Here is a 23,049-nt window from a genome sequence, read left to right as displayed (position 1 = left end):
GAGGTCCTCGGGGTGCTCGATGCCCACGGCGACGCGGACCAGGCCCTCGGTGACGCCCGCGGACGCCAGGTCCTCCGGAGGGACGGCCGCGTGCGAGGTGGAGGCCGGGTGCATCGCCAGGGTCTTCACATCGCCCAGGGACGGGGCCAACAGCGCAAGTTGGAGCGCCTCGGTGAAGGTCCGGCCCGCCTCCCGGCCGCCCGCCAGCTCGAACGCCAGCACGCCCCCGGACCCCTCGGGCAGCAGCCGCTTGGCCAGGTCGTGCTGGGGGTGGGTGGGCAGGCTGGGATGGTGGACCCGCGTGACGGCCGGGTGCCCGGCGAGGCGTTCGGCCAGGTACCGGGCGTTGTCGGACTGGCGGCGCACGCGCAGCGGCAGCGTCGCCAGCCCGCGCAGCAGCAGGTAGGCCGAGTGCGCGTCGAGCGCGGAGCCCAGCTCGACGGCGTGCGTCCACACGCGCCGCCGCAGCTCGGCGTCGGCGAACACCACGATCCCGCCCAGCACGTCGGAGTGCCCGCCCAGGTACTTGGTCGCCGAGTGCAGGACGATGTCCGCGCCGTGCTCCAGCGGGCGGCACAGCAGCGGCGTGGCGAACGTGTTGTCCACCACCGTCGTCACCCCGGCCTCGCGGGCCACCGCGCTCAGCGCGGGCAGGTCCACGACCTGGGTGGTCGGGTTGGCGATGGTCTCCAGGACCAGCAGCGCGGTGGTCGGGCGCAGGGCGGCGCGGACCTCGGCCGGGTCGTCGCCGTCGACGTAGGTGACCTCCACGCCCCAGCGCTCGGCGAGGTCGTTCAGCAGGACCAGGGTGCCGCCGTACAGGCAGCGCTGCGCCACCACGTGGGCGCCGGAGCGCAGCAGCGACATCAGCACCGCGTTCACCGCGCCCATCCCCGACCCGGTGGTCAGCGCCGCCGCGCCGCCCTCCAGGTCGGCGACGGCCCGCTCGAACGCCTGCGCGGTGGGATTTCCATAACGGTCGTAGAGGAAACCCGAGCCGTCGGGATTCGGCCCGTCGAACGCGCCCGTCAACGCCTCCGCCGTCTCGAACGAGAACAGGTGCGACTGGTAGATCGGAGTGGTGAAGGGGCGGCTGCCGGACGGAATGACGACCGGCGGGTGAACGGCTCGGGTCTCGGGACGCAGGTTCTCCATAACGCCAGCGTCTCCGGCCCCCGCGGGGTCAAACAGGGCCAATCCGGTGAAGTGGCCTTGAAGGGCGGCCCGGAAATGTCGGTGCCGATCCCTAGTGTGGTTCACGCGTGGAGGACACCGCGGAATTCCCGGTGAACCCGCGCCTTGTCCGAGGCGTACCACCGGGTATACCGCGGAAGACGGAAGGGGTAAGGAAGTGAACGGTACGACGTTCCATCTCACCCGCTCGCACCTGGACGGCCCGGCGGAGCGGACCCTGGTCCAGCCGTGGATCGGGGAGCTGTCCGGCCTGTCCCTCAACGCCTACCCCGACGAGTCCCGCCCGACCGGGTCCCGCCCGCCGCTGGCCGTCGTGGAGCCCCTGCCCCCGGCGCCCCCGAGGCATGTCGAACGCATCGCCCTGGCCGCCTAGTTATCTCGCATGCTGAGACCCGCTTCTCACTCCCTGAGAAGCGGGTCTAGTGTCGTGGGCAGCGGAGCCGACGAGGACTCCCGTTTCGCGGAGGTGACCCCCATGCCCACCTACACCCATGGACACCACGGGACCGTGCTGAGCTCGCACCGCTGGCGCACGGCCGAGAACTCGGCGGCCCACCTCCTGCCGCACCTGCGCCCCGGCCTGTCGGTGCTGGACGTGGGCTGCGGGCCCGGCACCATCACCACCGGCCTGGCCGAGCGCGTCGCCCCCGGCGGCCGGGTCGTCGGCGTCGATCCCGCCGCCTCCGTCGTGGCGGAGGCCGCCCGGGAGGCGGCCGAAAGGGGTCTGGCGGGCGTCACCTTCGCCACCGGCGACGTCTACGCCCTCGACTTCCCCGACGACGCCTTCGACGTCGTCCACGCGCACCAGGTCCTCCAGCACCTGCCCGACCCGGTGGCGGCGCTGCGCGAGATGCGGCGCGTCTGCAGGCCGGGCGGGGTCGTGGCGGCGCGGGACGCCGACTTCGGCGGCATGATCTGGTACCCGGACCCGCCCGGCATGGACCGCTGGCGCCCCGTCTACCAGGCCGTCGCCCGCGGCAACGGCGGCGAGCCCGACGCCGGCCGACGCCTGCCGTCCTGGGCCCGGCGGGCGGGCTTCACCGACGTCACCGCGTCGGCCTCGGTCTGGTGCTACTCCACCCCGGAGGAACGCGAGTGGTGGAGCGAGTCGTGGGGCGGCCGCCTGCTGCACTCGAAGGTCGCCGACCACGCCGTCTCCCAGGGGCACGCCACCCGCGAGGAACTGGCGGAGTTCCACGCGGGGTGGAAGGCGTGGGCGGCGGCCGAGGACGGCTGGTTCGGCGTTCCGCACGGTGAGATCATCTGCCGCGCCTGACCCCGGCTATCGTGCGGGACCGTGACGAATCGCGCGCGTCTCGCGGCCTCGGCCCGCCTGCCCGGCGCGGCGGGCCGCTATCACATGCCCGACGTGGAGGGCCGTCGCATCCTGCTGGTCGACGGGGACGTCCTGGCGGTGCACGACCTGGCGGAGCTGTTCCAGGGGAGGGCCGAGCCGACGGTGACATTCCCGTTCCCCTGGCCGGGCTGGGCGTGGGGACGGCACAGCGTGAGCCCGGACGGCACGTTCGCGGTGCTGTCCGGGCAGCGGTCCGTCCGCGCGGTGACCGCCGACGGCGGGACGCTGTGGGAGTACCGGCACCCCTGCTGGGACGCGGAACTCGGCCATCCGCACACCGACGACGCGCAGGTGTGCCCGAATACCGAGTCCGGATCGTGCCGGATCACGGCGGACGGCTCGGCGGTCTGGGCGCACGTGCCGCACGGCGGGGACGAGGTCGAGGGCGAGGAATGGCTCGTGCTGGACGCCGGGACCGGGACGGTGCTGGCCCGTACCGCCCTCGACACCATGGCCTCCGGCTCCGAACACCTCACGCACCCGGACGGCAGGCACGTGGGACTGTCGGTCGGCGAGGGGGAGGACCGGGCCCCGGTGTTCTGGGGAAGCTGGGACGGCGTCGAGCAGACCGTCCGGCCGCTCGACGACGACCGCTACCTCGCCGACGCCCGCGCGGACGCGTTCCTGACGGTGGCCCACGGGGGCGACGACATCGTCCTGCACCGCTTCCCGGACGGCGGCGGCACGGCCCGCCTGCCCGTCGCGACGATCCCGCCGCACCGGCCCGGCGCGAACCTCTACTGGGACTTCGGCTGCGGTTACGTGGGCGCCGACCACGTCATCGCCTCGACCGCCGGATGCGACCGGGGCCTCGGCCCCGAACGGCACTGGCTGCTGGACGCGGCCACCCTCCTCCGGTGGTCCGCACCGATCGCCTACCCCGGCGACGTCACCGGCCCGCCCCGCCCGCTGGGCGACGGGACCTGGCTGACCTGGAACGAGGGCCGGCTTCTCCGATGGGAGATCGACAGATGAGACTGCTGCTGCTGGGCGGGACCGAGTTCGTCGGCCGGGCCGTCACCGAGGAGGCCCTGGCCAGGGGCTGGGAGGTGACGGTCTTCCACCGCGGGCGGCACGCCCCGCCGGAGGGGGTGACCGCGCTGCACGGGGACCGGCTGGCGGACGACGGCCTGGCCGCCCTCGACGGCGGCCGCTGGGACACCGTCGTCGACACCTGGTCCGGCGCCCCGCGGGCGGTGCGGGACGCCGCGCGCGCCGTCCGCGCCGACCGCTACGTCTACATCTCCAGCCGCTCGGTCTACGCGTTCCCCGGCGGGCCGGGCATGAACGAGGACGCCCCGGTGGTGGACGGCTCGCCCGACGCGGACCAGGAGGACTACGCGCGGGACAAGCGGGGCGGCGAGCTGGCGGCGCTGGAGGCGTTCGGGGACCGGGCGCTGCTGGTGCGCGCCGGGCTGATCCTCGGCCCCTACGAGAACATCGGGCGGCTGCCCTGGTGGCTGAACCGCGTCGCGCGCGGCGGCCCCGTCCTCGCCCCCGGCCCGCGCGACCAGGGCGTGCAGTACATCGACGTGCGCGATCTGGCGGTCTGGACGCTCGACGCGGCCGAACGCGGCCTCGGCGGCCCCTACGACCTGGCGAGCCCACCGGCCCACACCACCATGGGCGGGCTGCTGGAGGCGTGCGCGCGGGCCACCGGCGCGGACGCCGACCTGCGCTGGACGGACCCGGAGACGATCCTCGCGGCGGGCGTCGCGCCGTGGACGGAGCTGCCGTGCTGGCTGCCGCCCGGCGAGACCTACGACTTCCTCCAGCGCGGTGACGTGGGCAGGGCCCTGGCCAGTGGCCTGCGCTGCCGCCCCGTGGACGAGACGGTCGCCGACACCTGGACCTGGCTGCGCTCCCTGGGCGGCGAGGCCCCGCAGCGCCCCGACCGTCCCCGCGTCGGCCTGGACCCCGAGGTCGAGGCGAGGCTCCTGGGAGGCGGGCTCACATGAGCCAGCGGCGGAAGCCGCCCTCGGAGTCGATGACCTGGCCGGTGATCCAGGCGGCGTCGTCGGAGACCAGCCAGCGGACCAGGTTCGCCACGTCGCTCGGGCGGCCCCAGCGGCCGGCGGGCAGGGCGCGGGCGACGCTCGCGGTCAGCTCCGGGTCGGCCCAGCCGGTGTCGACGGGGCCGGGGTTGACGGTGTTGACGGTGATGCCCCGGTCGGCGAGGGCGTCGGCCAGGCTCAGCGTCATCTGGTGGATCGCGCCCTTGCTGATGGCGTAGGGGAGCTCCCGGCTCATCGGCGCGAGGTGCTGGCCGGAGGTGAACAGCACGATCCGGCCCCCGGGGCGCGCGTCGTCGTGGGCGGCGGCGAACGCCTGGGCCAGCAGGGCGCTGGCGCGGGCGTTCACCGCCCAGCACAGGTCCAGCTCCTCGGCGGTCAGCTCGGTGAGGTCCTGGAGCGAGCTGCGCGCGTGGTTGGCGACCAGCACGTCCACCGCGCCGAACGTCCGCACCGCGTGCTCCACGACCCGCGCGGGCGCGGCGGGGTCGGCGAGGTCGGCGGCGACGTGCGCCAGCCGGGGCCCGGTGCCGCCGAGCGCGTCGAGCACCCCCTCGACGCCCGCCGGGTCGGCCCCCCACGGCTGCTCGGCGTCGTGCGGCGCCCACGACTGCACCAGCACGCGCGCGCCCTCGTCGAGCAGCGCGCGGGCGAGCGCGAACCCGATCCCGGCGCGGCGGCTGACCCCGGTGACGACGGCGACGCGATCGGTCAGGCGCATGCGGACAGCGTAACGAGATCTTGGTACAACGCACGTTGCAAAAAGTACAGCGAGCGTTTTACCCTGGTGGTGTGAGCGGACGGGGCGACAAGCGGCGGGCGATCCTGGACGGGGCCCTGGCCGTGTTCGCGCGGGAGGGGTACACGCGGGCGGCCGTCGACGCCATCGCAGCCGAGGCGGGCGTGTCCACCCGCACGATCTACAACCACTTCGCCGACAAGGCGGCGCTGTTCCAGGCCGTCGTCGAGGAGAGCTCGACGCGCGTCGCCGAGGCGCAGACCGCCATCATCGACCGGCACCTGCGCAAGGTGGTGGACCTGGAGGACGACCTGGTCGAGTTCGGCCTGGACTGGGCCGCGCCGATGACCGGCCACGAGGCCCACACCGCCCTCGTCCGGCGGATCAACGCCGAGGCCGGGCACGTCCCCCCGGACGTCATCGAGGCCTGGCAGGAGAGGGGCCCCCGGCGGGTGATCCGCGCGCTGGCGGACCACCTGCGGCGGCTGGCCGACCGGGGGCTGCTGGAGTTCGACGACCCCGAGCGCGCCGCCCTGCAACTGATGCTCCTGGTCGGCGTCACCAACTGGTCCTACCGGGCCGCGCCCCGCACCGACGCCGAGGTCGAGGCGACCGTGCGGGCGGGCGTCCGCACGTTCCTGCACGGCAACCTGCGCAGGTCCTGACGAAGGGAACCCCCCACATGCGTTACCGACTGCTGGGCAACACCGGGCTGCGCGTCTCCGAGGTGTTCCTCGGGGCGATGACGTTCGGCGAGCGCACGGGCCGCGTCGGCCTCGACGAGGCGCGCCGCATCGTCGGCCTCTACGAGGACGCCGGCGGCAACGTCATCGACACCGCCGACATGTACGGCGCCGGGGAGAGCGAGGAGGTCGTCGGCGAGGTGGTGGCGGGGCGGCGCGACCGGTTCGTGCTGGCCACCAAGTACACCTGCACGCGCGACCGGACCGACCTGAACGCGGGCGGCAACCACCGCAAGAACCTCACCCGGGCGCTGGAGGCGAGCCTGCGGCGGCTGAACACCGACTACATCGACCTGTACTGGGCGCACGTGTGGGACCCGTTCACCCCGGTCGAGGAGATGATGCGGGCGCTCGACGACGCGGTGCGCGCCGGGAAGGTCCTGTACGTCGGGATCTCGGACGCGCCCGCCTGGGTGGTGGCGCGGGCCAACACGCTGGCCGAGTGGCACGGCTGGACGCCGTTCGCGGGCCTCCAGATCCCCTACAACCTGCTGCACCGCGACATCGAACGCGAGCTGCTCCCGATGGCCGAGGCCCTCGGCCTGACCGTGGCGTCGTGGCGTCCGCTGGCGCACGGCGTGCTGGCCGGACGGCCCCGGCGGGACCTCGACGACCGGGAGTCCGCCGTCGTCGAAACCCTCGCCAAGGTCGCCGCCGAGCTGGAGGTCACCCCCGCGCAGGCGGCGATCGCGTGGGTCCGGGCGCGGTCGCGCGCCGTCTGCCCGATCCTCGGGGTGAGCCGCGTCGACCAGCTCCGCGAGACCCTCGGCGCGGTCGAGGTGACCCTGCCGACGGAGGCGGTGGACCGGCTGACCGCGGCGGCCGCGCTCGACCCCGGCTTCCCGCACGACTTCATCGCCCCGCACCCCGGCATCCACGGCGACGCGGTGGACCGGCTGGACGTGCGGTGAGTCGGCCGTCCGCGAGGACGCTCGCGCGGGCGCGGCGGGCCAGGGCGAGCTGACGTTCGTCGGCGGCGGTCTCCTGCTCCGCCGAGGGCAGGTTGGACGGCAGCCTCCGACGCCGCTCGATGACCGCCTCCACCCGTGGCAACGCCGCCCGCGCGTGCGGCCCCATCTCGATGATCAACCGCAGCGCCGCCGGCCCCAGGTACTCGTCCCCGAGGTGCTCGGCCACCGCCGTGGCGACCTCCTCCGCGACCGCTGGTCCGGAGTGCCGCCACAGCAGCTCCGCCACCCGCACGCGCCCGTTGCCCGGCTGCGCGAGCAACGCGCGCAGCATCCGTTCCTGTCCGTCGTCGAGCCCGCCATGGTCGAGCAGGCAGCCCAGCAGCCGGAGCCGGGTGCGCAGCGGCCGCGGCCCGTCTGGCAGCGCGTTCAGCGTCTCCTCCGCCCACCGCCGGTTCCCGGTGATCTCCACCAGCGCGATCATCGCCGCAGCCGTGTCCATCCGCCGCAGCAACGGAACGGCCGGGGCGGCGGCGGGCCCGATCCGGCGGAACGCCTCCACCAGCGCCGAGACGTCGTCGCCGTCGTCGAGCGCGACCGCGCACCGGGCGCGCAGCAGCGGCACGGCGGGCGCGGCGGCCGGACCCGCCAGGCCCAGGGCGGTCACGAGGAGACTCGTGTCCTCGCCGCGCCGGAACGCGGTGAGCAGCCGTTCGGTGAGCACCGGCACGGCCGGAGCCAGGGACTCCGGCGGCACCCTCCGCAACGTGAACAGGAGGCTTCGCGTCAGGTCACCGTCGCGGAGCAACGTGGAGACGGCTTCGGCGTCCGGTGGCGGGGGCGACGCGTCGGTCGCCCGCCGGATCGCGTCGGAGTGGAGTTCCAGGAACTCCGCCGCCCGGTCGCGCAGCTCGGGGACGTCGAGGAGCGGGCGCACCAGCGGCGCGAGGCGTTCGAACGCCGCCCGCCAGGCGTGGAACGCCTCCCGGGCGATCTCCAGCCCCACCCCGCGGACGCGCGGGGGCCGGTCGGCCGCGAGAAGTTCGGCGGCCAGCGCGCAGCAGTGGTCCTCGCGGTCCCCGCGCCAGATGTGGACTCCGGCCCACCGCGCGCCGATGCTCTCTTGGACCGGGGAGTCGATCTCGGCCCAGACGCGCAGGTCGGCGCGGATCTCGTCCTCGATCCCGGGGTGTTCCTCCGGCGCGGCCCCGTGCAGCGCGGACAGTGCCGTCACCAGCCGCACCGAGGGGTCGGGATCGTGGCGCAGCGCGGCGAGGTCGTCGGCCGTGAAGCGCCACGACGCGGCCTCGGTCAACGCCGTCCGCGCCACCGGCCCGGCCTCCCGGGCGACATCGGCCGCCTCCGGCGTGAGCCGCCCTGCGTCCCGCAGGAGCAGGGCCGCCGCCAGATCGGGGCCGCCCGCCGAGGCCACCGTGGCAGCGGCAGTGCGGCAGGTTTCGGGATCGTCGTGCAGCAGGTGCGGGACGGCCGCGGCAGCCGCGGCGTGCCACCTCTCGCCCCAGGGGACGAGTTCTCCCAGCAGGGCCAGCGCCGTCCGGTCCCCCTCGGCGGCGCGGGCGAGGAGGCGGCGGGCCACCGCGCCCTCCGGGGCCGCGCGGACCGCCGCGAAGATCTCGTTCCGCTCCGGTGCGCCGGGGGTGAGGGCCGTGCCGTCGGTGAGCGCGGCGTCCAGCCACGCGGGGGCGCTCATCGCGCGGGGCGGGGTCCGCCCTTCCGGTAGGTCATGATCGGGATGGTGGCGCATCCCGCCCGCGCGCCGCAAGCGGTCAGAACGGGTCGGTCAGCTCGCCGAGGCGGTCGGTCAGGCGCAGGTTGTGCGAGTAGTCGACCGGGACCGTCACCACCGAGACGCCGTCGTGGTCGAGCGCCTTGCGCAGCGTCGGCAGCAGCTCGTCGGCGGAGGTCACCTGGTAGCCCTGGGCGCCCAGGCTCTCGGCGTACTTCACGTAGTCGATCCCGCCGAACCGGATGTGGGAGCTGCGTCCCAGCTCCAGGTTCATCTTCCACTCGATCAGGCCGTAGGCGTCGTCCTGCCAGACCAGCACCGTGAACGGGATCCTCTCCCGCACGGCCGTCTCGATCTCCTGCGAGTTCATCAGGAACGCGCCGTCGCCCGTCGCCGCGAGGACCTTCCGGTCGGGGCGGGCGAGCTTGGCGGCCAGCGCGCCCGGCACCGCGAAGCCCATCGAGGACAGGCCGTTGGAGACCAGCAGCGTGTTGGGCTCGTAGGTCGGGTACATGCGGGCCATCCACATCTTGACGGCCCCGGTGTCGGCGAGGACGACGTCGTGGCGGCCCATCACCTCGCGGATGTCGGCGACGACGCGGCGCGGCGACAGCGGGAAGCCGTCGTCGGCGCGGCCCTGCTCCAGCTCCTCGCGCATCATCCGGCGGATCTGCTCGCCGGTGCCGGTGGCGTCCCAGCGCCGGTGGACCGCCTCGCCGAGCTGCCGCAGGGAGTGCGAGATGTCGCCCTGGATGCCGACCTCGACCGGGTAGTGGTCGTCCACCTCGGCCGGGAACTGATGAATATGGATGATCTTCTTGTCGGCGTTGGGGTTGACCTTGACCGGGTCGAACTCCTGCAGCTCGTAGCCCACGGCGATCAGCACGTCGGCCTCGTCGAACCCGAAGTTGACGTAGTCGTGCCGCATGAACCCGACCGCGCCGAGCGCGTTGCGGTGGTCGTCGGGGAAGACGCCCTTGCCGTTGAACGTGGTCGCGACCGGCAGCCCCAGCCTCTCGGAGAAGTGGACCAGCGCGTCGGAGGCGTGCGCGCGGGTCGCGCCGTGCCCGGCCAGCACGATCGGCTGCCGCGCGCGGGCCAGCACGTCGGCGGCGCGGGCGATCTGCGCGGGCGACGGCTCCTGCGGGCGCACGACGTTGCGGGGCAGGGGCGCGAGGTCGGCGGGCACCGGCGCGGACTCGACGTCCTCGGGGATGGCGAGGTAGACCGCGCCGGGGCGCTCGGTCTGCGCGGTCTTGAACGCCTTGCGGACCATCTCCGGCAGCGCCCGCGCGGTCGGCGCGAGCTCCGACCACTTGGTGATCGGCCGGAACAGTGACACCAGGTCCACGATCTGGTGCGACTCCTTGTAGATGCGGTCCAGGCCGACCTGCGCGGAGATCGCGACGACGGGGGTGGAGTTGGTGGTGGCGTCGGCGACGCCGAGCTGCAGGTTGATCGCGCCGGGGCCGAGGGTGGCCGAGGCGACCCCGGCCTTGCCGGTGAGACGGCCGTAGATCTCGGCCATGAACGCGGCGCCCTGCTCGTGGCGCACCAGGACGTAGCGGATCGGGGAGTCGTTGAGCGCGTCGACGAAGTGGATGTTCTCCTCGCCGGGAATCCCGAAGACGTACTCGACGCCTTCGGCCTCCAGGGTGCGGACGAGGAGCCGGGCTGCGTCGCTCTGGCTGGACATCGTGTGTCCTTCTTCCGGTTGCTGCTGGGTGAGGTCCGGACGTCTGGTGCAGCCCGGTCACCACGTCCCCTATTCCACCGCGCGTTGTGAGCCACGCCACCCGGGCGGGCTCAGCCCTTGACCATGTCGCGGAGGGCGCGCAGCGTCGGCTCGTCCTTCACGCCCGCCAGCAGCAGGGTCGTGACCGGGCTGTCGCGCCACAGCTGGAGGCGCTCCCGGATGCGGCCGAGCGGGCCTAGCAGCGAGATCGCGTCGGCGAGGTCGTCGGGGACGGCCTTCACGGCGGCGGCGCGGTCGCCGTTCAGGAACAGCTCCTGCACGCGCGCGGCCTCCTCGGCGTAGCCCAGGCGGCCGATCAGGTCCAGGTGGAAGTTGCGGTCCCGGGCCCCCATCCCGCCGATGTAGAACGCCAGCGGGATCTTCGCGAACTCCAGGGCGGCGGCGAGGTCGTCGGTGACGATCGTGGTGACGGTCGCGGCGATGTCGAAGCCGTCCGGGCGGCCGCGCAGCGACTCCCCGAACAGCGGCTCGATCTGCCGCGGGTCCACGAACAGCGGCAGCCAGCCCTGCGTCAGCTCGGCGGCCAGCGCGATGTTCTTCGGCCCCTCCGCGCCCAGGTAGACGGGGATCTCCGGGCGGAGCGGATGCACGATCGACTTCAGCGGCTTGCCCAGGCCCGCGCCGCCCGGGTGGGGGAGCGGGTAGTGCGGGCCGTCGTTGGTCACCGGCGCCTCGCGCCGCCACACCTGCCGGACGATGTCCAGGTACTCGCGGGTGCGGGCCAGCGGCTTGGGGAACGGCTGCCCGTACCACCCCTCCACCACCTGCGGCCCCGACGCGCCCAGCCCGAGGATCACCCGGCCGCCCGACAGCGCGTCCAGGGTCAGCGCGTGCATCGCCGTCGCCGCCGGGGTCCGCGCCGACATCTGCGCCACCGCCGTCCCCAGCAGGATCCGGGACGTGCGGGCGGCGTACCAGGTGAGCGGGGTGAACGCGTCCGACCCGTACGCCTCGGCGGTGAACACCGCGTCGTAGCCGAGCCGTTCGGCGGCCAGCACCGTCTCGGTCTGGTCCTCGGGGTGGCGCTGCCAGTAGCCGACGTTGATGCCGAGTCTCAGTTCCGCCGTCATGGATCACCCTCCGGTAGTCGACGAGGGCGATAGTAGAACGTGTTCTAGTTCGGCGGAAGGGGCGGCCCCGGACGGGCCGCGGCGGGCATGCCGCCACGACCCGTCGTGAGGGTGCGTTCGGGTGGGGTGGATCAGTGCGCGCGGGCGGTCGCCAGAAACGCGCGCCAGTCGGCGGGGGACAGGATCAGGGCCGGACCGCCGCGGTCCTTGGAGTCGCGCACGGCGTGCCGGTCGCCCGTGAGGGGGGCCACCTCGACGCACTGGTCGCCGCTACCGCTGTGCGACGACGTGCGCCAGATGGCCGTGGTGAGTTGGCGCTGGAGGTCGTTCACTGGCTGCTCCCTGCTGCCTCGCGGATGTACCGCGCGGACTCCTCGGGGGACAGGGCCACCGCCTCGATCCGCTCGAAGCGGTCTCTGTGTTTGGCTATTGCCTCCGCGCTTTCGAGATAAACGTCACCCATGGTGCCCTCCACGTAGGCGATATCGGGGTCGGCGCGGTCCGGGAACGAAAGGATCGTGAAACGCCCGTCCAGACCGGCGTGTTCGTTCGCCTCGAAGGGGACCACCTGCACCGTGACGTTCGGTCGCTCCGCCGCCTCGGCCAGTGACGTCAGCTGGCTCGACAGCACCCGGCGGCCGCCGATCGGGCGCAGCAGCACCGACTCGTCGATGATCAGGTGGAGCTCGGGGGCGTTCGCGCGGCCCAGCACCCGCTGCCGGATCTTGCGGGCCGCCAGCCGCCGCTCGATGTCCTCGGGGCGCGGCAGCAGCCGTCCCGCCGTGATCACGGCGCGCGCGTAGTCGTCGGTCTGCAACAGGCCGTGGATGAGCTGCGGGTCCCAGTTGCGGATCTGCGACGCCCCGTCCTCCAGCGCCGCGTAGCTGCCGGAGAACACGTCGGCGTAGGCGGTCCACCAGCCGCGCTGCCCGGCCTCGCGGGTCAGGGTCAGCAGCGCGTCGCGCTCGGGGCTGGGCACGCCGTACAGGTCGAGCAGCCCGGCGACGTCCTCGACCTTGGGCCGGGTCTGCCCGGTCTCCACCCGGGAGACGGTGGCCCGCGACCATTCGAGCCGGTCGGCCACCTCCTGCAGGGTCAGTCCGCGGTCCTCGCGCAGGTTCCGCAACTCGCGGGCGAGCCGCCGACCGCGCACGGTTGGCCGGTAGGTCATGGCGCCGCCTGGCCTGGACTGAGGAGTGTCAAGATCGGGAGCTTGCGAGCGACCTTGTAAGCGACGAGGGAAGACCCGGCGTCCGAGCGCCGGGACCCGCCGTGCCGGAGGTGCGGCAATGGACAGGTCATGGCGGGCAGTGTCCACGCTCCGCGGCCGACCGGCAACGGAAACGACGAAAACGGTCGGCCGGACGCGGCCATCGGGGGTCGTCACCGGTCACGGGGGTGCGGAACGCTCCCAACCGTCACGCCGGGCCAGAACAATATGCCGGAGGTGGTTGCGGGGATGAGAATCCCACGAGACGCTGAATCGTGACGACTCGGGGACCGAAAGTGACGAAGCGGTCCGGGGTGGCGCGGGCGTGCCGGACGCGCGGCCGCCCCGCGCCGCCGGTCACGTGGGTCGCGCGCCGTGTCGCAGGGGCAGGCGAGGGCACGCAACGCGGGAGGAACCCGTGAGGATCTCGGCGGACAGCAGCACCGGAACGGACCCGGCCGGAGACCCGGCCGGAGGCGACGACACCTGGGACGAGGCCTGGAACGGGGGGACCTGGGACGGCGACGTCCGGGACGGCCACGTCCGCGACGACGACGGCCGGCGGCCGGACCCGGGGGGAGGGCGGCCCGGACGGGTCTGGGCGCTGCCCAGCGGCCCGGCCTGCGCCTCCCACGCCCGCCGGGTGCTCGGGGAGGCCCTCACCGGGCTCGGCGTCCCGCGCGACACCGTCTCCGACGCCCAGCTCATGGTCAGCGAGCTGGCCACCAACGCCTACCAGCACGCCGGGGACCACGGCCCGCACGAGCTGTGGCTCTACCTGGGCGACCCGCCCGCCGTCCCGGACCTGCCGTGGACGCCACCGGGCGCCCGCCCGACGGCGGAGATCCGCTGCGCGGTGTTCGACGGCCACGCCGACGCCCGGCTGCCCGGCTACTCATGGACGTCCGGCGACTGCGGGCGCGGCCTGAGCATCGTCCGGGAGCTGGCGGAGGGCCGCTGGGGGGTGCTGCGGACGCTGTCGCGGCTGGGCCCGCCGGTGCGGGGCAAGGCGGTGTGGTTCGCGATCCGGGTGACCGAGCGGATCTCGTTCGGCGACGAGGAGCCGCGCTCGGTCTAGGCGGTCTTCAAAAGCCCTGGCCTACGGCGCTCGCCCTGGGGGTCGCACCTCACCAGGTCTCGGCGAGCGCGACATCGCTTCGCGATCCGACCTGCGGGCCCTCGCCTCCGGCGTCGGGCCCGCAGGTCAGGTAACGCGCTCGTGTGCGCGGTTGAGGCCCACTTTGAAACAGGTCCTAGCCACCGCCGGGTCCGGTCACCGCCGGGTCCGGCCGTTCCCCCAGCGCGGGCGCGATGTCGGTGAGCATCGTCAGCAGCGAACGCGTCAGCAGCGTGTGCACCTGCGGGCGGGTCAGGGTCCTCTCCTGGAGCCACTGCCGGGTCGCCGCCTCCGCCAGGCCCGAGTAGGCGCAGCCCACCGCCCGCAGCGTCGCGTCCGGGTCGGGGTGGCCCAGCACCGACAGCAGGTGCCCGACCGTCAGGTCGCGGAACCGGTTGACGATCCGCAGCAGCTCGGGGTCGCGGCCGAAGCCCTCGGCGTCGATCGCCGCGAACCAGGTGGTCGCGTTGGCCTCGGCGGTGTCCAGGTAGCGCGCCACGCACAGGTCGACGGCCTCCGGCAGCGGCAGGCCCACGTCCGGCGGCGGGGCCTGCACGGCGGCGTCGGCGGCCAGCTCCCGCACGACCTCCAGGAACAGCTCGCGCTTGGTCCCGAAGTAGTAGTGCAGCAGGCCGCGGCGCACCCCGGCCTCCTCGGCGATCGCGGTGGTGGAGACCTCCGCGTAGGGCAGCTCGGTGAACAGCCGCCGCGCCACCCGCAGGATCTGGTCGCGGCGCTCGTCGGGCGACAACCGCCGGTAGCGAGGCACCCGCCCAGCCTATGCCGCGACTTGGGCCGTTTCCGGCGGTATGCCATCCTGGGCGGCGACGGACACGGAGGAACTCCGGTGCGAATCCGGGGCTGTCCCGCAACTGTGACCGGGGAGTTCCGCCTCAGCGCGGGCCACGGCGGCGACGCTGGAAGGCCGAGGGGGAACCGCGATCCGGGAGCCAGGAGACTCCGGCCGTCGGACGCGACCGCTGTGGACATCCGATGGGCGTGGACACCCGACGGAAGGAACGTGACGCATGCCCCCTGCCGGGCAGGACAACGCCGTCGAGCCGGACTCGGCTCGCACCGGGGACGACGGACCCGACACCCTCGGGCTCCCCGGGACCGCCCCCACCGTGACGCGCGGCCCCGAGCCGAACGCCGCGCGCACGCCCCGCTACCCGTTCTCGGCCGTGGTCGGCATGGAGGACCTGAAGCTCGCGCTGATCGTGAACGCCGTGTCGCCCGCCGTCGGCGGCGTGCTGGTGCGCGGCGAGAAGGGCACCGCCAAGTCGACGATCGTGCGGGCGCTGGCCGACCTGCTGCCGGGCGTGCGGGTGGTGGCGGGCTGCCGGTTCTCGTGCGACCCGCGCGACCCCGACCCGGCCTGCCCCGACGGCCCGCACGCCGACGGCGAGGACGCCGTCGAGCGTCCCGCGCGGCTGGTCGAGCTGCCGGTCGGCGCGTCGGAGGACCGGCTGACCGGGTCGCTGGACATCGAACGGGCGCTCACCGAGGGCGTCAAGGCGTTCGAGCCGGGCCTGCTGGCCGCCGCGCACCGGGGCGTGCTGTACGTCGACGAGGTCAACCTGCTGCACGACCACCTGGTGGACCTGCTGCTCGACGCCGCCGCCATGGGCGAGTCGCACGTGGAGCGCGAGGGCGTGTCGGTGCGGCACGCGGCGCGGTTCCTGCTGGTCGGCACGATGAACCCGGAGGAGGGCGAGCTGCGGCCGCAGCTGCTGGACCGGTTCGGGCTGACCGTGGAGGTCGCCGCGACCCGCGACCCGGCCGAGCGCGCCGAGGTGGTGCGGCGGCGGCTGCGGTTCGAGGAGGACCCGCGCGGGTTCGCCGCCCGCTGGGCCGTCGCCGAGGCCGAGCTCGCCGCCCGCATCCAGGCCGCGCAGGCCCGGCTGGCGGAGGTCGAACTGACCGACGCGGCGCTGCGGCAGATCACGGCGGTGTGCGCGGAGTTCGAGGTGGACGGGTTGCGAGCCGACCTGGTGACCGCGCGCGCCGCCATGGCGCTGGCCGCCTGGAACCGGCGGACCCGCGTCACCGACGACGACGTGCGGACGGCGGCGCGGCTGGCGCTGCCGCACCGGCGGCGGCGCGACCCGTTCGACGCGCCGGGCCTGGACGCCGACCGGCTCGACGAGATCCTGGAGCGCCACCGCGAGGAGGAGCCCCCGCCGCCCGCCGAGCCCGAGTGGCCCGAGGACGACCCCGACGACCCGGGGCCGGACGGCGGTGGCGGCGGCGCCCCGCCCGGCGACGCGCCGGACGGGGCCGTCCCTCCGTCGCCGAACGGGCAGACCGCACAGCCCGAGCGGCCCGAGCAGCCGGAGCGGCCCGAGGGCGGCACGTCCCCGGCCGGGGAGCAGGAGGCCGTTCCCGCCGACGACGCCTACAAGCCGCGCCTGTTCACCGTTCCGGGCCTGGGGCAGGGCGCGCCGGGGCGGCGCTCCAAGGCGCGCAGCCCGCACGGGCGGGTGTCGGGCTCGCGGCCCGGCGACGGCGGCGTCCACCTGAGCGCCACGCTCCGGGCGGCGGCCCCGCACCAGCGGTCGCGGGGCCGGACCGGCCCGGGGCTGCTGATCGCGCCCGGGGACCTGCGCGAGCCGGTGCGCGACGGCCGCGAGGGCAACCTGGTGCTGTTCGTGGTGGACGCCAGCGGGTCGATGGCCGCGCGCCGGCGGATGCGGGCCGTCAAGGGGGCCGTGCTGAGCCTGCTGCGCGACGCCTACCAGCGGCGCGACAAGGTCGGGCTGGTCACGTTCCGGGGCCGCGACGCGGAGCTGGCGCTGCCGCCGACCTCCTCGGTGGAGGCCGGGGCGCGGCGGCTGGAGCGGCTGCCGACCGGCGGCCGCACCCCGCTGGCGGCCGGGCTGCTGCGGGCCGCCGAGGTGCTGCGCGTCGAACGGCTGCGGGACCCGGCGCGGCGTCCGCTGCTGGTGCTGGTGACCGACGGCCGCGCCACGCACGGACCGGACCCGGCCGCGGTGCTGCCGCTGCTGTCGGGGGTGGCCGCCGTCGTGGTGGACTGCGAGGGCGGGCCGGTGCGGCTCGGGCTGGCCGCCGCGCTGGGGGCCCGCCTGGGCGGCGAGGTCGTGAGGTTGGACGAGCTGGCCGCCGACGGGCTGGCCGGAGTGGTGCGCGAGGCGCGGAAGCCCGTGAAGAGGAGTGCGTGATGCCGCAGGGCAAGCCGGAGTACGTTCCCGACGACGGGCTGACCACCCGGCAGCGCCGCAACCGGCCGCTGGTGATCGTGCACACGGGGCCGGGCAAGGGCAAGTCGACCGCCGCGTTCGGGCTGGCGCTGCGCGCCTGGAACCAGGGCTGGCCGATCGGGGTGTTCCAGTTCGTCAAGTCCGCCAAGTGGCGGATCGGCGAGGAGACCGCGTTGCGGGTGCTGGGCGACAGCGCCGAGGGCGGCACCGTGACCTGGAACAAGATGGGCGAGGGCTGGTCGTGGATCCAGCGGCCGGGCAGCGAGGCCGACCACGCCGCCGACGCCCGTGAGGGCTGGGAGCAGATCAAGCGGGACCTGGCCGCCGAGACCTACCGGCTGTACGTGCTGGACGAGTTCACCTATCCGATGAAGTGGGGTTGGGTGGACGTGGAGGACGTCATCGCCGCGCTGCGGGACCGGCCGGGCAACCAGCACGTGGTGATCACCGGCCGGGACGCCGACCCGCGGCTGGTGGGGTTCGCCGACCTGGTGACGGAGATGGGCAAGGTCAAGCACCCGATGGACCAGGGGCAGAAGGGGCAGAAGGGCATCGAGTGGTAGCCGTCCCGCGGATCGTGATCGCCGCTCCCGCGTCCGGGAGCGGCAAGACGACCGTGGCCACCGGGCTGATGGCGGCGCTCACGGCGCGCGGGACGGCCGTCTCGCCGCACAAGGTCGGCCCCGACTACATCGACCCCGGCTACCACGCGCTGGCGACCGGCCGTCCGGGCCGCAACCTCGACCCGTGGCTGACCTCGGAGGAGCTGGTCGTCCCGCTGCTGCGGCACGGCGCGGCCGGGGCGGACATCGCGGTCGTCGAGGGCGTGATGGGCCTGTTCGACGGCGCCGGCGGGCATGGCGAGGGCGGCCGGTCCGGCGGGGACTTCGCCTCGACCGCGCATGTCGCGGCGCTGCTGGAGGCGCCGGTCGTGCTGGTGGTGGACGCGTCGGCGGCGGCCGGGCGGTCGGTGGCGGCGCTGGTCCACGGGTTCCGGTCCTACGGGAACGTCCGGCTGGCCGGAGTGATCCTCAACCGGCTCGGCTCCGCCGGGCACGAGGCGATGTGCCGGGAGGCCGTGGAAGCGCTGGGCCTGCCGGTGCTGGGCGCGCTGCGCCGCCGGCCCGAGATCGCCAAGCCGTCGCGGCACCTGGGCCTGGTCCCGGCCGCCGAACGGCACGCCGACGCGGTGGAGACGGTGCGCCGCCTCGGCGAGCTGGTGGCGGAGTCCTGCGACCTGGACGCGCTGGTGGCGCTGGCCCGCGGCGCCCCGCCGCTGGACGCGCCCGCCTGGGAGCCGGCGACCGGCGAGCCGGTGCCGGGACGGCCGGTCGTCGCGGTGGCCGGGGGAGCGGCGTTCACCTTCGGGTACGCCGAGAACGAGGAGCTGCTGCGCGCCGCCGGGGCCGAGGTCGTGCGGTTCGACCCGCTGCGGGACGAGGCGCTGCCGGAGGGCGCGCGGGCGCTGGTGATCGGCGGCGGGTTCCCCGAGGTGTACGCGGCGGACCTGGCGGCCAACGAGCCGCTGCGCAAGGCCGTGGCCGCGTTCGACGGCGCGGTCTACGCCGAGTGCGCCGGGCTGCTGTACCTGGCCCGCGAACTCGACGGCACCCCCATGTGCGGCGTGCTGGACGAGGTCACGGCCACGATGACGCCGCGCCTCACGCTCGGGTACCGCGCGGCCGTCGCCGTCGCCGACTCGGTGGTGGCGCGCGCCGGGGAACGCGTGCGCGGGCACGAGTTCCACCGCACCGCCACCGACCCCCCGCACGGCGCGACGCCCGCGTGGCAGTGGTCGGCGGAGGGACCGGCGGGGTTCGTCCGGAGGCGGTGCGTGGCGTCGTACCTGCACCTGCACTGGGCCGCGACGCCGCTGTTCGCGCGGCGGCTGGTGGAGGCGTGCCGGTGAGCGGCGAGAGGACGTTCGGCGGGCCGGTCCGCCTGGTCGGCGCGGACGTGGAGGTCCGGCCGTTCGCCCTGGACGACGCCGCCGACTACGCCGAGGTGGTCCGGGCGGGCGAGGACTGGCTGCCGCCGAACTTCCCGACCGGGCTGGCGGCCGAGCCGCTCGCGTGGTGGCTCACCGAGGGCGTGCACCAGCCGCACCGCTTCGGCGTGGGCGTCCACCTGGTCGTCGCCGAGCGGGAGTCGGGGCGGATGGCCGGGACGATCGGGCTGTACCGGGTGGACTGGACCCAGCTGACCTGCAAGGTCTGGTACGGGGTGCGTCCGGCGGCGCGCGGCCGGGGGTACGCGTCGCAGGCGTTGCGGCTGGTCGCCCGGTGGGCGCTGGCCGGCTGCGGGCTGCACCGGATCGAGCTGCGGACGCTGACCACCAACGCCGCGTCGGTCCGGGTGGCCGAGAAGTCCGGGTTCCGGCTGGAAGGGGTGGCGCGCGGGGCCGAGCGGGTCGCGGACCGCAACGTCGACCGGTACGTGTTCGGCCTGATCAAGCCGGACCTCGACGTGGATCTCGACTCGGTCGCGGTCGGCGGGTCGGCGCCCGTTCCGGCGGCGGCTTCGCCAGGCTCGACGCCCATGACCCACGACATCACGGCGAACGTCGCGGCGATCGCGGCGGCCGGGGAGCGCACCCTCGTCCTGCACACGGGCGACCTGACCGGCGAGGTCGCCCGCCGGATGCTGCCCGCCCTTCCCGACGTGTGCTTCACCGACCCCGGCGATCGCGCCGACGACGCCGTCCGCGCGGCGGCCGCGCACGGCCTGGCCCAGCTCATCGTGGTCGGCACGATCGACGCGCTGGCGGACGGCGTCCCGCTCGCCGAGGTCACCGCCGACATGGGCGGCCTGCCCGAACCGGCCGCCGCCGTCGCCGGCTCCTCCCCGGCCCGGGTCTACGGGCTGTGGGAGGACGCCGGGCTGCTCGGGCCGTGCGGCCGCGAACTGTGCCGCCGCGTCGCGCTGCGCCTGGAGGAGATCGTGGACGGGAGCGTCGCGGCGCAGGTCGTGATGGTGGACTCCGGTGGCACGCGCATGGTCGGCATGTACGGCCGGATGGCCCGCACGGGGTGAGCGATGATCACGGTGATCGGCCATGGGCCGCCCGCGTTGACGCTGGTCGCGACGGCGTTCGCGCGGGCGGGCCTGGACTGGGACGGCGCGCTGGTCGTGTCGGTGCCCGACGAGGGGCTGCGCCGCGCGGTCAACGTCTGCCGCGCCCACCCCAAGGTCGCGGTGCTGACCGGGCCGGACGCGGGGCCGGCCGAGCTGGCGCGGGCGCTGTTCCCGCAGTCGCCGCGCGCGTTCGTGGTGTGCGAGGACCTGGGCGGTCCGGGCGAGCGGATCGTGCACGTGCGCCCCGCCGAGGCCACCACCCGCCCGTGGCGCGACCCGTCGGTGGTACTGGTGCTGGCGTCGCACACCGGCGCGGCCACCGACGCGCACCCGGAGTCGGAGGACGTGTCGTGGGTGCGGGGCTCGCGGTCGGGGCCGGCCGGATGGGCGCTGGGGGAGGAGGCGTTCGAGGGGGAGGTGCCGGGCGCGGAGGTGCGCGCGTTCGCGCTGGCGAAGCTGGGGCCGCGCATCGGTGACCTGGTGTGGGACGTGGACGGCGGCGGCGCGGTGGCGATCGGGTGCGCCCGCCTGGGCGCGGCGGCCGTGGCGGTCGCCCGCGAACGCGCGGCGTGGGAGCGGACCAAGGCCGACGTGCGCGCCCACGGCGTGCGGGTGGCGGTCTCCCGGGGCGAGCCCCCCGAGGTCTTCACCCACCTCCCCGACCCCGACGCGATCTTCCTGGGCGGCACGGATCCCGACACCCTCCAGGCGAGCGCCATCCGCGCCCTGCGCGCGGTGGTGGCCCTGATCCGCGACGAGAACGAGGTGCGCCCTGCCCTGGAGATCCTTCGCGCGGAGGGCATGAAGGCCCACACGCTCCACCTGACCGCGACACCGGCGCCGGGCCCGGCGCGCTCGACCTTCGTCGTGTGGGGCGAACGCGGCCCCTCGACATCGGAACCACCCCGCGCCCGCCGCGAACGCCGCCCCCAAACGATCACCCCGCTCCCGGAGGTCCCCGGCGACCCCGAGCCACCGGAGACCCCACGCCCGCCACGAAACCGAGGACCGTCGGACGACACGAGGAACGCCGCTGGTCCGGAGCCCGTGCGAGGTGCCGAACACCCCGAGCCGCCGCGCGACGCCGTGCGTTCGGACATGGCGCGGGGTCGCGGGTCATCGCGCGCAGCGGAGGACGCCACACGTCCGGGGCCCGCGCGAGGCGGTGAACGCCCCGAGGCGGCGCGCGATGCCATGCACCCGGACGCGGTGCGAGGCCGGGGGTCGTCGGGCGAGGTGGGGAACGCCGCTGGTCCGGGGTCCGTCCGAGAGGGTGAAGGCTCCGAGGCGGCGCGCGATGCCATGCACCCGGACGCGGTGCGAGGCCGGGGGTCGTCGGGCGAGGTGGGGAACGCCGCTGGTCCGGAGCCCGTGCGAGAGGGTGAACGCCCCGGGGCGGCGCGGGACTCCGCGGACCCGGGGCACGGTCGAGGACGCCGTGCCTCGGGGGGCGGCGGGCCGGGGGGCGAGGTGTCATGAGTCCGGGCGTGTCCCCGGGGGCCGCCGCCCGGACGGCGGGGCGTCCCGGCCGTCCGGTGCGCGGGGCCGGGGAGCAGGGCGGATGATCGGGGTTGTCGCGGGCTCGGCGAGCGGGCGTTCCGCCGCCGAGACGCTGGTCGCCGCCTGGCCGGAGGAGACGCGGCTCGTCGAGGCCGGGCGGGCCGCGGACGCGTTGCGGGACGCTGTCGCCCGATGTGAGGCGGTCGTCGCGTTCATGCCGGTCGGCGCGGTCGCGCAGGCGCTGGTGGGGCATCCGCCCACCGGTGTCCCCGTGGTGTGCGTGGACGAGAGCATGCGGTTCGCGTTCGCGCTGCTCGGGGAGCACCGGGGCGCGTACCGGCTGGCCCACCGGCTGAACCCGGTGCTCGGGTGCGTGCCCGTCTCCACCGCGACCGGGACCGAGAACGACACCGTGTCCCTCGCCGGCTACGGGGCCGATCTCGGCTTCACCGTGCACGATCCAGCCCTGCTCCCGCACGTCGAGGCCGCGGTGCTGGCCGGGGAGCCGGTCGGGCTGGAGGGGGCCGACGGGTGGCCGCTGCCCGCGCTGCCGCCCAACGTCGGAACGCACGACGCCCCCGCCACCGGCATCCTCGTCACCGACCGCGCCGGGCTGGACTGCATGTGCCACGAGGGATGGTTCGGGAACCGCCTGGTCTACCGGCCGCCCTCGCTGGTCGTCGGGGTCGGCGCGTGCGCGGGCGCCGGGGCCGGAGAGATCGCGGAGCTCGTGAACGCCACGCTCTCCCGCGCCACCCTCGCGCCCGAGTCGGTGCGGTGCCTGGCGACGGTCGAGGTCAAGGCCGACGAACCGGGCATCCGCGCGTTCGCCGAGGAACGCGGCTGGCGGGTCATCGCCCACCCGGCCGACGTGCTCGCCCGCGTGACCGTGCCCAACCCCACCGACGCGGCCCGTGCCGGGGTCGGGACGCCCAGCGTCGCCGAGGCCGCCGCGCTGTGGACGGCCCGCTCGCTGGGCCGGGACGGCGCGCTGGTCGCCGAGAAGCGCAAGTCCGCGCACGTCACCGCCGCCGTCGCCCGGCTGGCCCCCAAGGGGCGGCTGACCGTCGTCGGGCTCGGCCCCGGGGACCGCGACCTGATCACGGCCCGCGCGCGGGCGGCGCTGCGGCGGGCCTCGCTGGTGATCACCGACGCGCCGGTCGCCGACCTGGTCCGCCCCGGCACGCTCGTCCTGCCGGAGGAGGCCCTCGACCTCGCCCTCGAGGAGGCCATGCGCGGCCGGGCCGTCGCGCTCGCCAGGCCGGGCGACGGCTCCTGGGCGACGGCCGTCTCCACCGACGCCTTCACCCTCGAAAAAGTGCCCGGGATCACAGGAGATGCGCGCTTTGCCCCGCATTCGTGCGACCCTGTTCTGCCCCCACGAGATGACGCCTGAGGAG

Annotated in this window: 21 protein-coding genes and 1 riboswitch; of the genes, 13 read left to right on the top strand and 8 right to left on the bottom strand. The window is 75.1% G+C overall.

From position 1 onward, the window contains the following. On the bottom strand, positions 1 to 1,155 hold a 1,155-nt coding region (locus tag AKI01S_RS17010), incomplete at its 3' end, for a trans-sulfuration enzyme family protein (protein ID WP_067818016.1). A gap of 196 nt (positions 1,156 to 1,351) precedes the next feature. On the opposite strand from AKI01S_RS17010, the gene AKI01S_RS17005 reads away from it, so the two are divergent. The 4 genes from AKI01S_RS17005 to AKI01S_RS16990 all read left to right on the top strand — a co-directional run bounded on the left by AKI01S_RS17005 (position 1,352) and on the right by AKI01S_RS16990 (position 4,509). Beyond that, the gene (locus tag AKI01S_RS17005; protein WP_067818009.1) at positions 1,352 to 1,567 is read left to right on the top strand and encodes a hypothetical protein; all 216 of its coding nucleotides are present in this window, start codon (positions 1,352 to 1,354) and stop codon (positions 1,565 to 1,567) included. Between the two features lie 102 nt (positions 1,568 to 1,669). Next, positions 1,670 to 2,470 (top strand): methyltransferase domain-containing protein, encoded by an 801-nt coding sequence (locus tag AKI01S_RS17000; RefSeq protein WP_067818039.1) that lies wholly within the window; start codon positions 1,670 to 1,672, stop codon positions 2,468 to 2,470. A gap of 21 nt (positions 2,471 to 2,491) precedes the next feature. Next, positions 2,492 to 3,526: a hypothetical protein gene (locus AKI01S_RS16995; RefSeq protein ID WP_067818004.1), complete on the top strand. Its 1,035-nt coding sequence runs from the start codon at positions 2,492 to 2,494 to the stop codon at positions 3,524 to 3,526. Next, positions 3,523 to 4,509: an NAD-dependent epimerase/dehydratase family protein gene (locus tag AKI01S_RS16990; protein ID WP_067818001.1), complete on the top strand. Its 987-nt coding sequence runs from the start codon at positions 3,523 to 3,525 to the stop codon at positions 4,507 to 4,509. The genes AKI01S_RS16995 and AKI01S_RS16990 overlap by 4 nt, the downstream gene beginning before the upstream one ends. On the opposite strand, the gene AKI01S_RS16985 is transcribed toward AKI01S_RS16990, so the two are convergent. Further along, a complete protein-coding gene (locus AKI01S_RS16985; protein WP_067817998.1) occupies positions 4,502 to 5,284 on the bottom strand; it encodes an SDR family oxidoreductase in 783 nt (260 codons plus the stop codon). The genes AKI01S_RS16990 and AKI01S_RS16985 overlap by 8 nt on opposite strands. Positions 5,285 to 5,355: 71 nt before the next feature. Between AKI01S_RS16985 and AKI01S_RS16980 the strand changes: the two genes are divergently transcribed. Beyond that, a complete protein-coding gene (locus AKI01S_RS16980) occupies positions 5,356 to 5,967 on the top strand; it encodes a TetR/AcrR family transcriptional regulator (protein WP_067817995.1) in 612 nt (203 codons plus the stop codon). Between the two features lie 17 nt (positions 5,968 to 5,984). Next, on the top strand, positions 5,985 to 6,956 hold the full coding sequence (locus AKI01S_RS16975) for an aldo/keto reductase (protein WP_067817993.1): 972 nt from the start codon (positions 5,985 to 5,987) through the stop codon (positions 6,954 to 6,956). On the opposite strand, the gene AKI01S_RS16970 is transcribed toward AKI01S_RS16975, so the two are convergent. From AKI01S_RS16970 to AKI01S_RS16950, 5 genes are all read right to left on the bottom strand, one after another. Further along, the gene (locus AKI01S_RS16970; RefSeq protein WP_067817991.1) at positions 6,898 to 8,664 is read right to left on the bottom strand and encodes a hypothetical protein; all 1,767 of its coding nucleotides are present in this window, start codon (positions 8,662 to 8,664) and stop codon (positions 6,898 to 6,900) included. The genes AKI01S_RS16975 and AKI01S_RS16970 overlap by 59 nt on opposite strands. A gap of 76 nt (positions 8,665 to 8,740) precedes the next feature. Continuing rightward, complete coding sequence (locus AKI01S_RS16965; RefSeq protein WP_067817988.1) at positions 8,741 to 10,396, bottom strand: acetolactate synthase large subunit; 1,656 nt, start codon at positions 10,394 to 10,396, stop codon at positions 8,741 to 8,743. 110 nt (positions 10,397 to 10,506) lie between these two features. Beyond that, positions 10,507 to 11,526: an LLM class F420-dependent oxidoreductase gene (locus AKI01S_RS16960; RefSeq protein ID WP_067817984.1), complete on the bottom strand. Its 1,020-nt coding sequence runs from the start codon at positions 11,524 to 11,526 to the stop codon at positions 10,507 to 10,509. 131 nt (positions 11,527 to 11,657) lie between these two features. Then, complete coding sequence (locus AKI01S_RS16955; RefSeq protein ID WP_067817981.1) at positions 11,658 to 11,858, bottom strand: DUF397 domain-containing protein; 201 nt, start codon at positions 11,856 to 11,858, stop codon at positions 11,658 to 11,660. Continuing rightward, positions 11,855 to 12,697, bottom strand: a complete 843-nt coding sequence (locus tag AKI01S_RS16950) for a helix-turn-helix domain-containing protein (RefSeq protein ID WP_067817978.1) — start codon at positions 12,695 to 12,697, stop codon at positions 11,855 to 11,857. The genes AKI01S_RS16955 and AKI01S_RS16950 overlap by 4 nt, the downstream gene beginning before the upstream one ends. A 457-nt stretch (positions 12,698 to 13,154) precedes the next feature. Between AKI01S_RS16950 and AKI01S_RS16945 the strand changes: the two genes are divergently transcribed. Next, positions 13,155 to 13,814 (top strand): ATP-binding protein, encoded by a 660-nt coding sequence (locus AKI01S_RS16945; protein WP_067817975.1) that lies wholly within the window; start codon positions 13,155 to 13,157, stop codon positions 13,812 to 13,814. 175 nt (positions 13,815 to 13,989) lie between these two features. Here AKI01S_RS16945 and AKI01S_RS16940 read toward each other — a convergent pair whose 3' ends face one another. Further along, positions 13,990 to 14,622, bottom strand: a complete 633-nt coding sequence (locus tag AKI01S_RS16940; RefSeq protein WP_067817972.1) for a TetR/AcrR family transcriptional regulator — start codon at positions 14,620 to 14,622, stop codon at positions 13,990 to 13,992. 19 nt (positions 14,623 to 14,641) lie between these two features. After that, positions 14,642 to 14,836, top strand: a riboswitch (cobalamin riboswitch). 45 nt (positions 14,837 to 14,881) lie between these two features. On the opposite strand from AKI01S_RS16940, the gene AKI01S_RS16935 reads away from it, so the two are divergent. From AKI01S_RS16935 to AKI01S_RS16910, 6 genes are all read left to right on the top strand, one after another. Beyond that, positions 14,882 to 17,035, top strand: coding sequence for a putative cobaltochelatase (locus AKI01S_RS16935; RefSeq protein WP_083999704.1), 2,154 nt, complete (start codon positions 14,882 to 14,884; stop codon positions 17,033 to 17,035). Further along, positions 17,035 to 17,637: a cob(I)yrinic acid a,c-diamide adenosyltransferase gene (cobO, locus tag AKI01S_RS16930; RefSeq protein ID WP_067817969.1), complete on the top strand. Its 603-nt coding sequence runs from the start codon at positions 17,035 to 17,037 to the stop codon at positions 17,635 to 17,637. Before AKI01S_RS16935 ends, cobO begins: the two co-directional genes overlap by 1 nt. An 11-nt stretch (positions 17,638 to 17,648) precedes the next feature. Then, positions 17,649 to 18,983, top strand: coding sequence for a cobyrinic acid a,c-diamide synthase CobB (locus tag AKI01S_RS16925; protein WP_218009705.1), 1,335 nt, complete (start codon positions 17,649 to 17,651; stop codon positions 18,981 to 18,983). Beyond that, positions 18,980 to 20,107 carry a GNAT family N-acetyltransferase gene (locus AKI01S_RS16920; RefSeq protein ID WP_083999706.1) on the top strand — a complete coding sequence of 376 codons (1,128 nt, stop codon included), beginning with the start codon at positions 18,980 to 18,982 and terminating at the stop codon, positions 20,105 to 20,107. The genes AKI01S_RS16925 and AKI01S_RS16920 overlap by 4 nt, the downstream gene beginning before the upstream one ends. A 3-nt stretch (positions 20,108 to 20,110) precedes the next feature. Further along, positions 20,111 to 21,628 carry a hypothetical protein gene (locus AKI01S_RS51720; protein WP_067817959.1) on the top strand — a complete coding sequence of 506 codons (1,518 nt, stop codon included), beginning with the start codon at positions 20,111 to 20,113 and terminating at the stop codon, positions 21,626 to 21,628. A gap of 82 nt (positions 21,629 to 21,710) precedes the next feature. Then, positions 21,711 to 23,045, top strand: coding sequence for a cobalamin biosynthesis protein (locus tag AKI01S_RS16910; RefSeq protein WP_067817956.1), 1,335 nt, complete (start codon positions 21,711 to 21,713; stop codon positions 23,043 to 23,045). Positions 23,046 to 23,049 lie beyond the last annotated feature (4 nt).

It is taken from the genome of Actinomadura kijaniata NBRC 14229 (assembly GCF_001552175.1).
Lineage (GTDB): Bacteria > Actinomycetota > Actinomycetes > Streptosporangiales > Streptosporangiaceae > Spirillospora > Spirillospora kijaniata.
The sequence above is the reverse complement of the archived record's forward strand: the minus strand, read 5'-3'. Positions and strand labels throughout refer to the sequence as shown.

Excerpts from the sequence above, each read along its gene's own strand:
- AKI01S_RS16970 (WP_067817991.1), bottom strand. The coding sequence starts at position 8,664 with ATGAGCGCCCCCGCGTGGCTGGACGCCGCGCTCACCGACGGCACGGCC.
- AKI01S_RS16975 (WP_067817993.1), top strand. The coding sequence starts at position 5,985 with ATGCGTTACCGACTGCTGGGCAACACCGGGCTGCGCGTCTCCGAGGTG.
- AKI01S_RS16950 (WP_067817978.1), bottom strand. The coding sequence starts at position 12,697 with ATGACCTACCGGCCAACCGTGCGCGGTCGGCGGCTCGCCCGCGAGTTG.
- AKI01S_RS16960 (WP_067817984.1), bottom strand. The coding sequence starts at position 11,526 with ATGACGGCGGAACTGAGACTCGGCATCAACGTCGGCTACTGGCAGCGC.
- AKI01S_RS16910 (WP_067817956.1), top strand. The coding sequence starts at position 21,711 with ATGATCGGGGTTGTCGCGGGCTCGGCGAGCGGGCGTTCCGCCGCCGAG.
- AKI01S_RS16965 (WP_067817988.1), bottom strand. The coding sequence starts at position 10,396 with ATGTCCAGCCAGAGCGACGCAGCCCGGCTCCTCGTCCGCACCCTGGAG.
- AKI01S_RS16935 (WP_083999704.1), top strand. The coding sequence starts at position 14,882 with ATGCCCCCTGCCGGGCAGGACAACGCCGTCGAGCCGGACTCGGCTCGC.
- AKI01S_RS17000 (WP_067818039.1), top strand. The coding sequence starts at position 1,670 with ATGCCCACCTACACCCATGGACACCACGGGACCGTGCTGAGCTCGCAC.
- AKI01S_RS16990 (WP_067818001.1), top strand. The coding sequence starts at position 3,523 with ATGAGACTGCTGCTGCTGGGCGGGACCGAGTTCGTCGGCCGGGCCGTC.
- AKI01S_RS16985 (WP_067817998.1), bottom strand. The coding sequence starts at position 5,284 with ATGCGCCTGACCGATCGCGTCGCCGTCGTCACCGGGGTCAGCCGCCGC.
- AKI01S_RS51720 (WP_067817959.1), top strand. The coding sequence starts at position 20,111 with ATGATCACGGTGATCGGCCATGGGCCGCCCGCGTTGACGCTGGTCGCG.
- cobO (WP_067817969.1), top strand. The coding sequence starts at position 17,035 with ATGCCGCAGGGCAAGCCGGAGTACGTTCCCGACGACGGGCTGACCACC.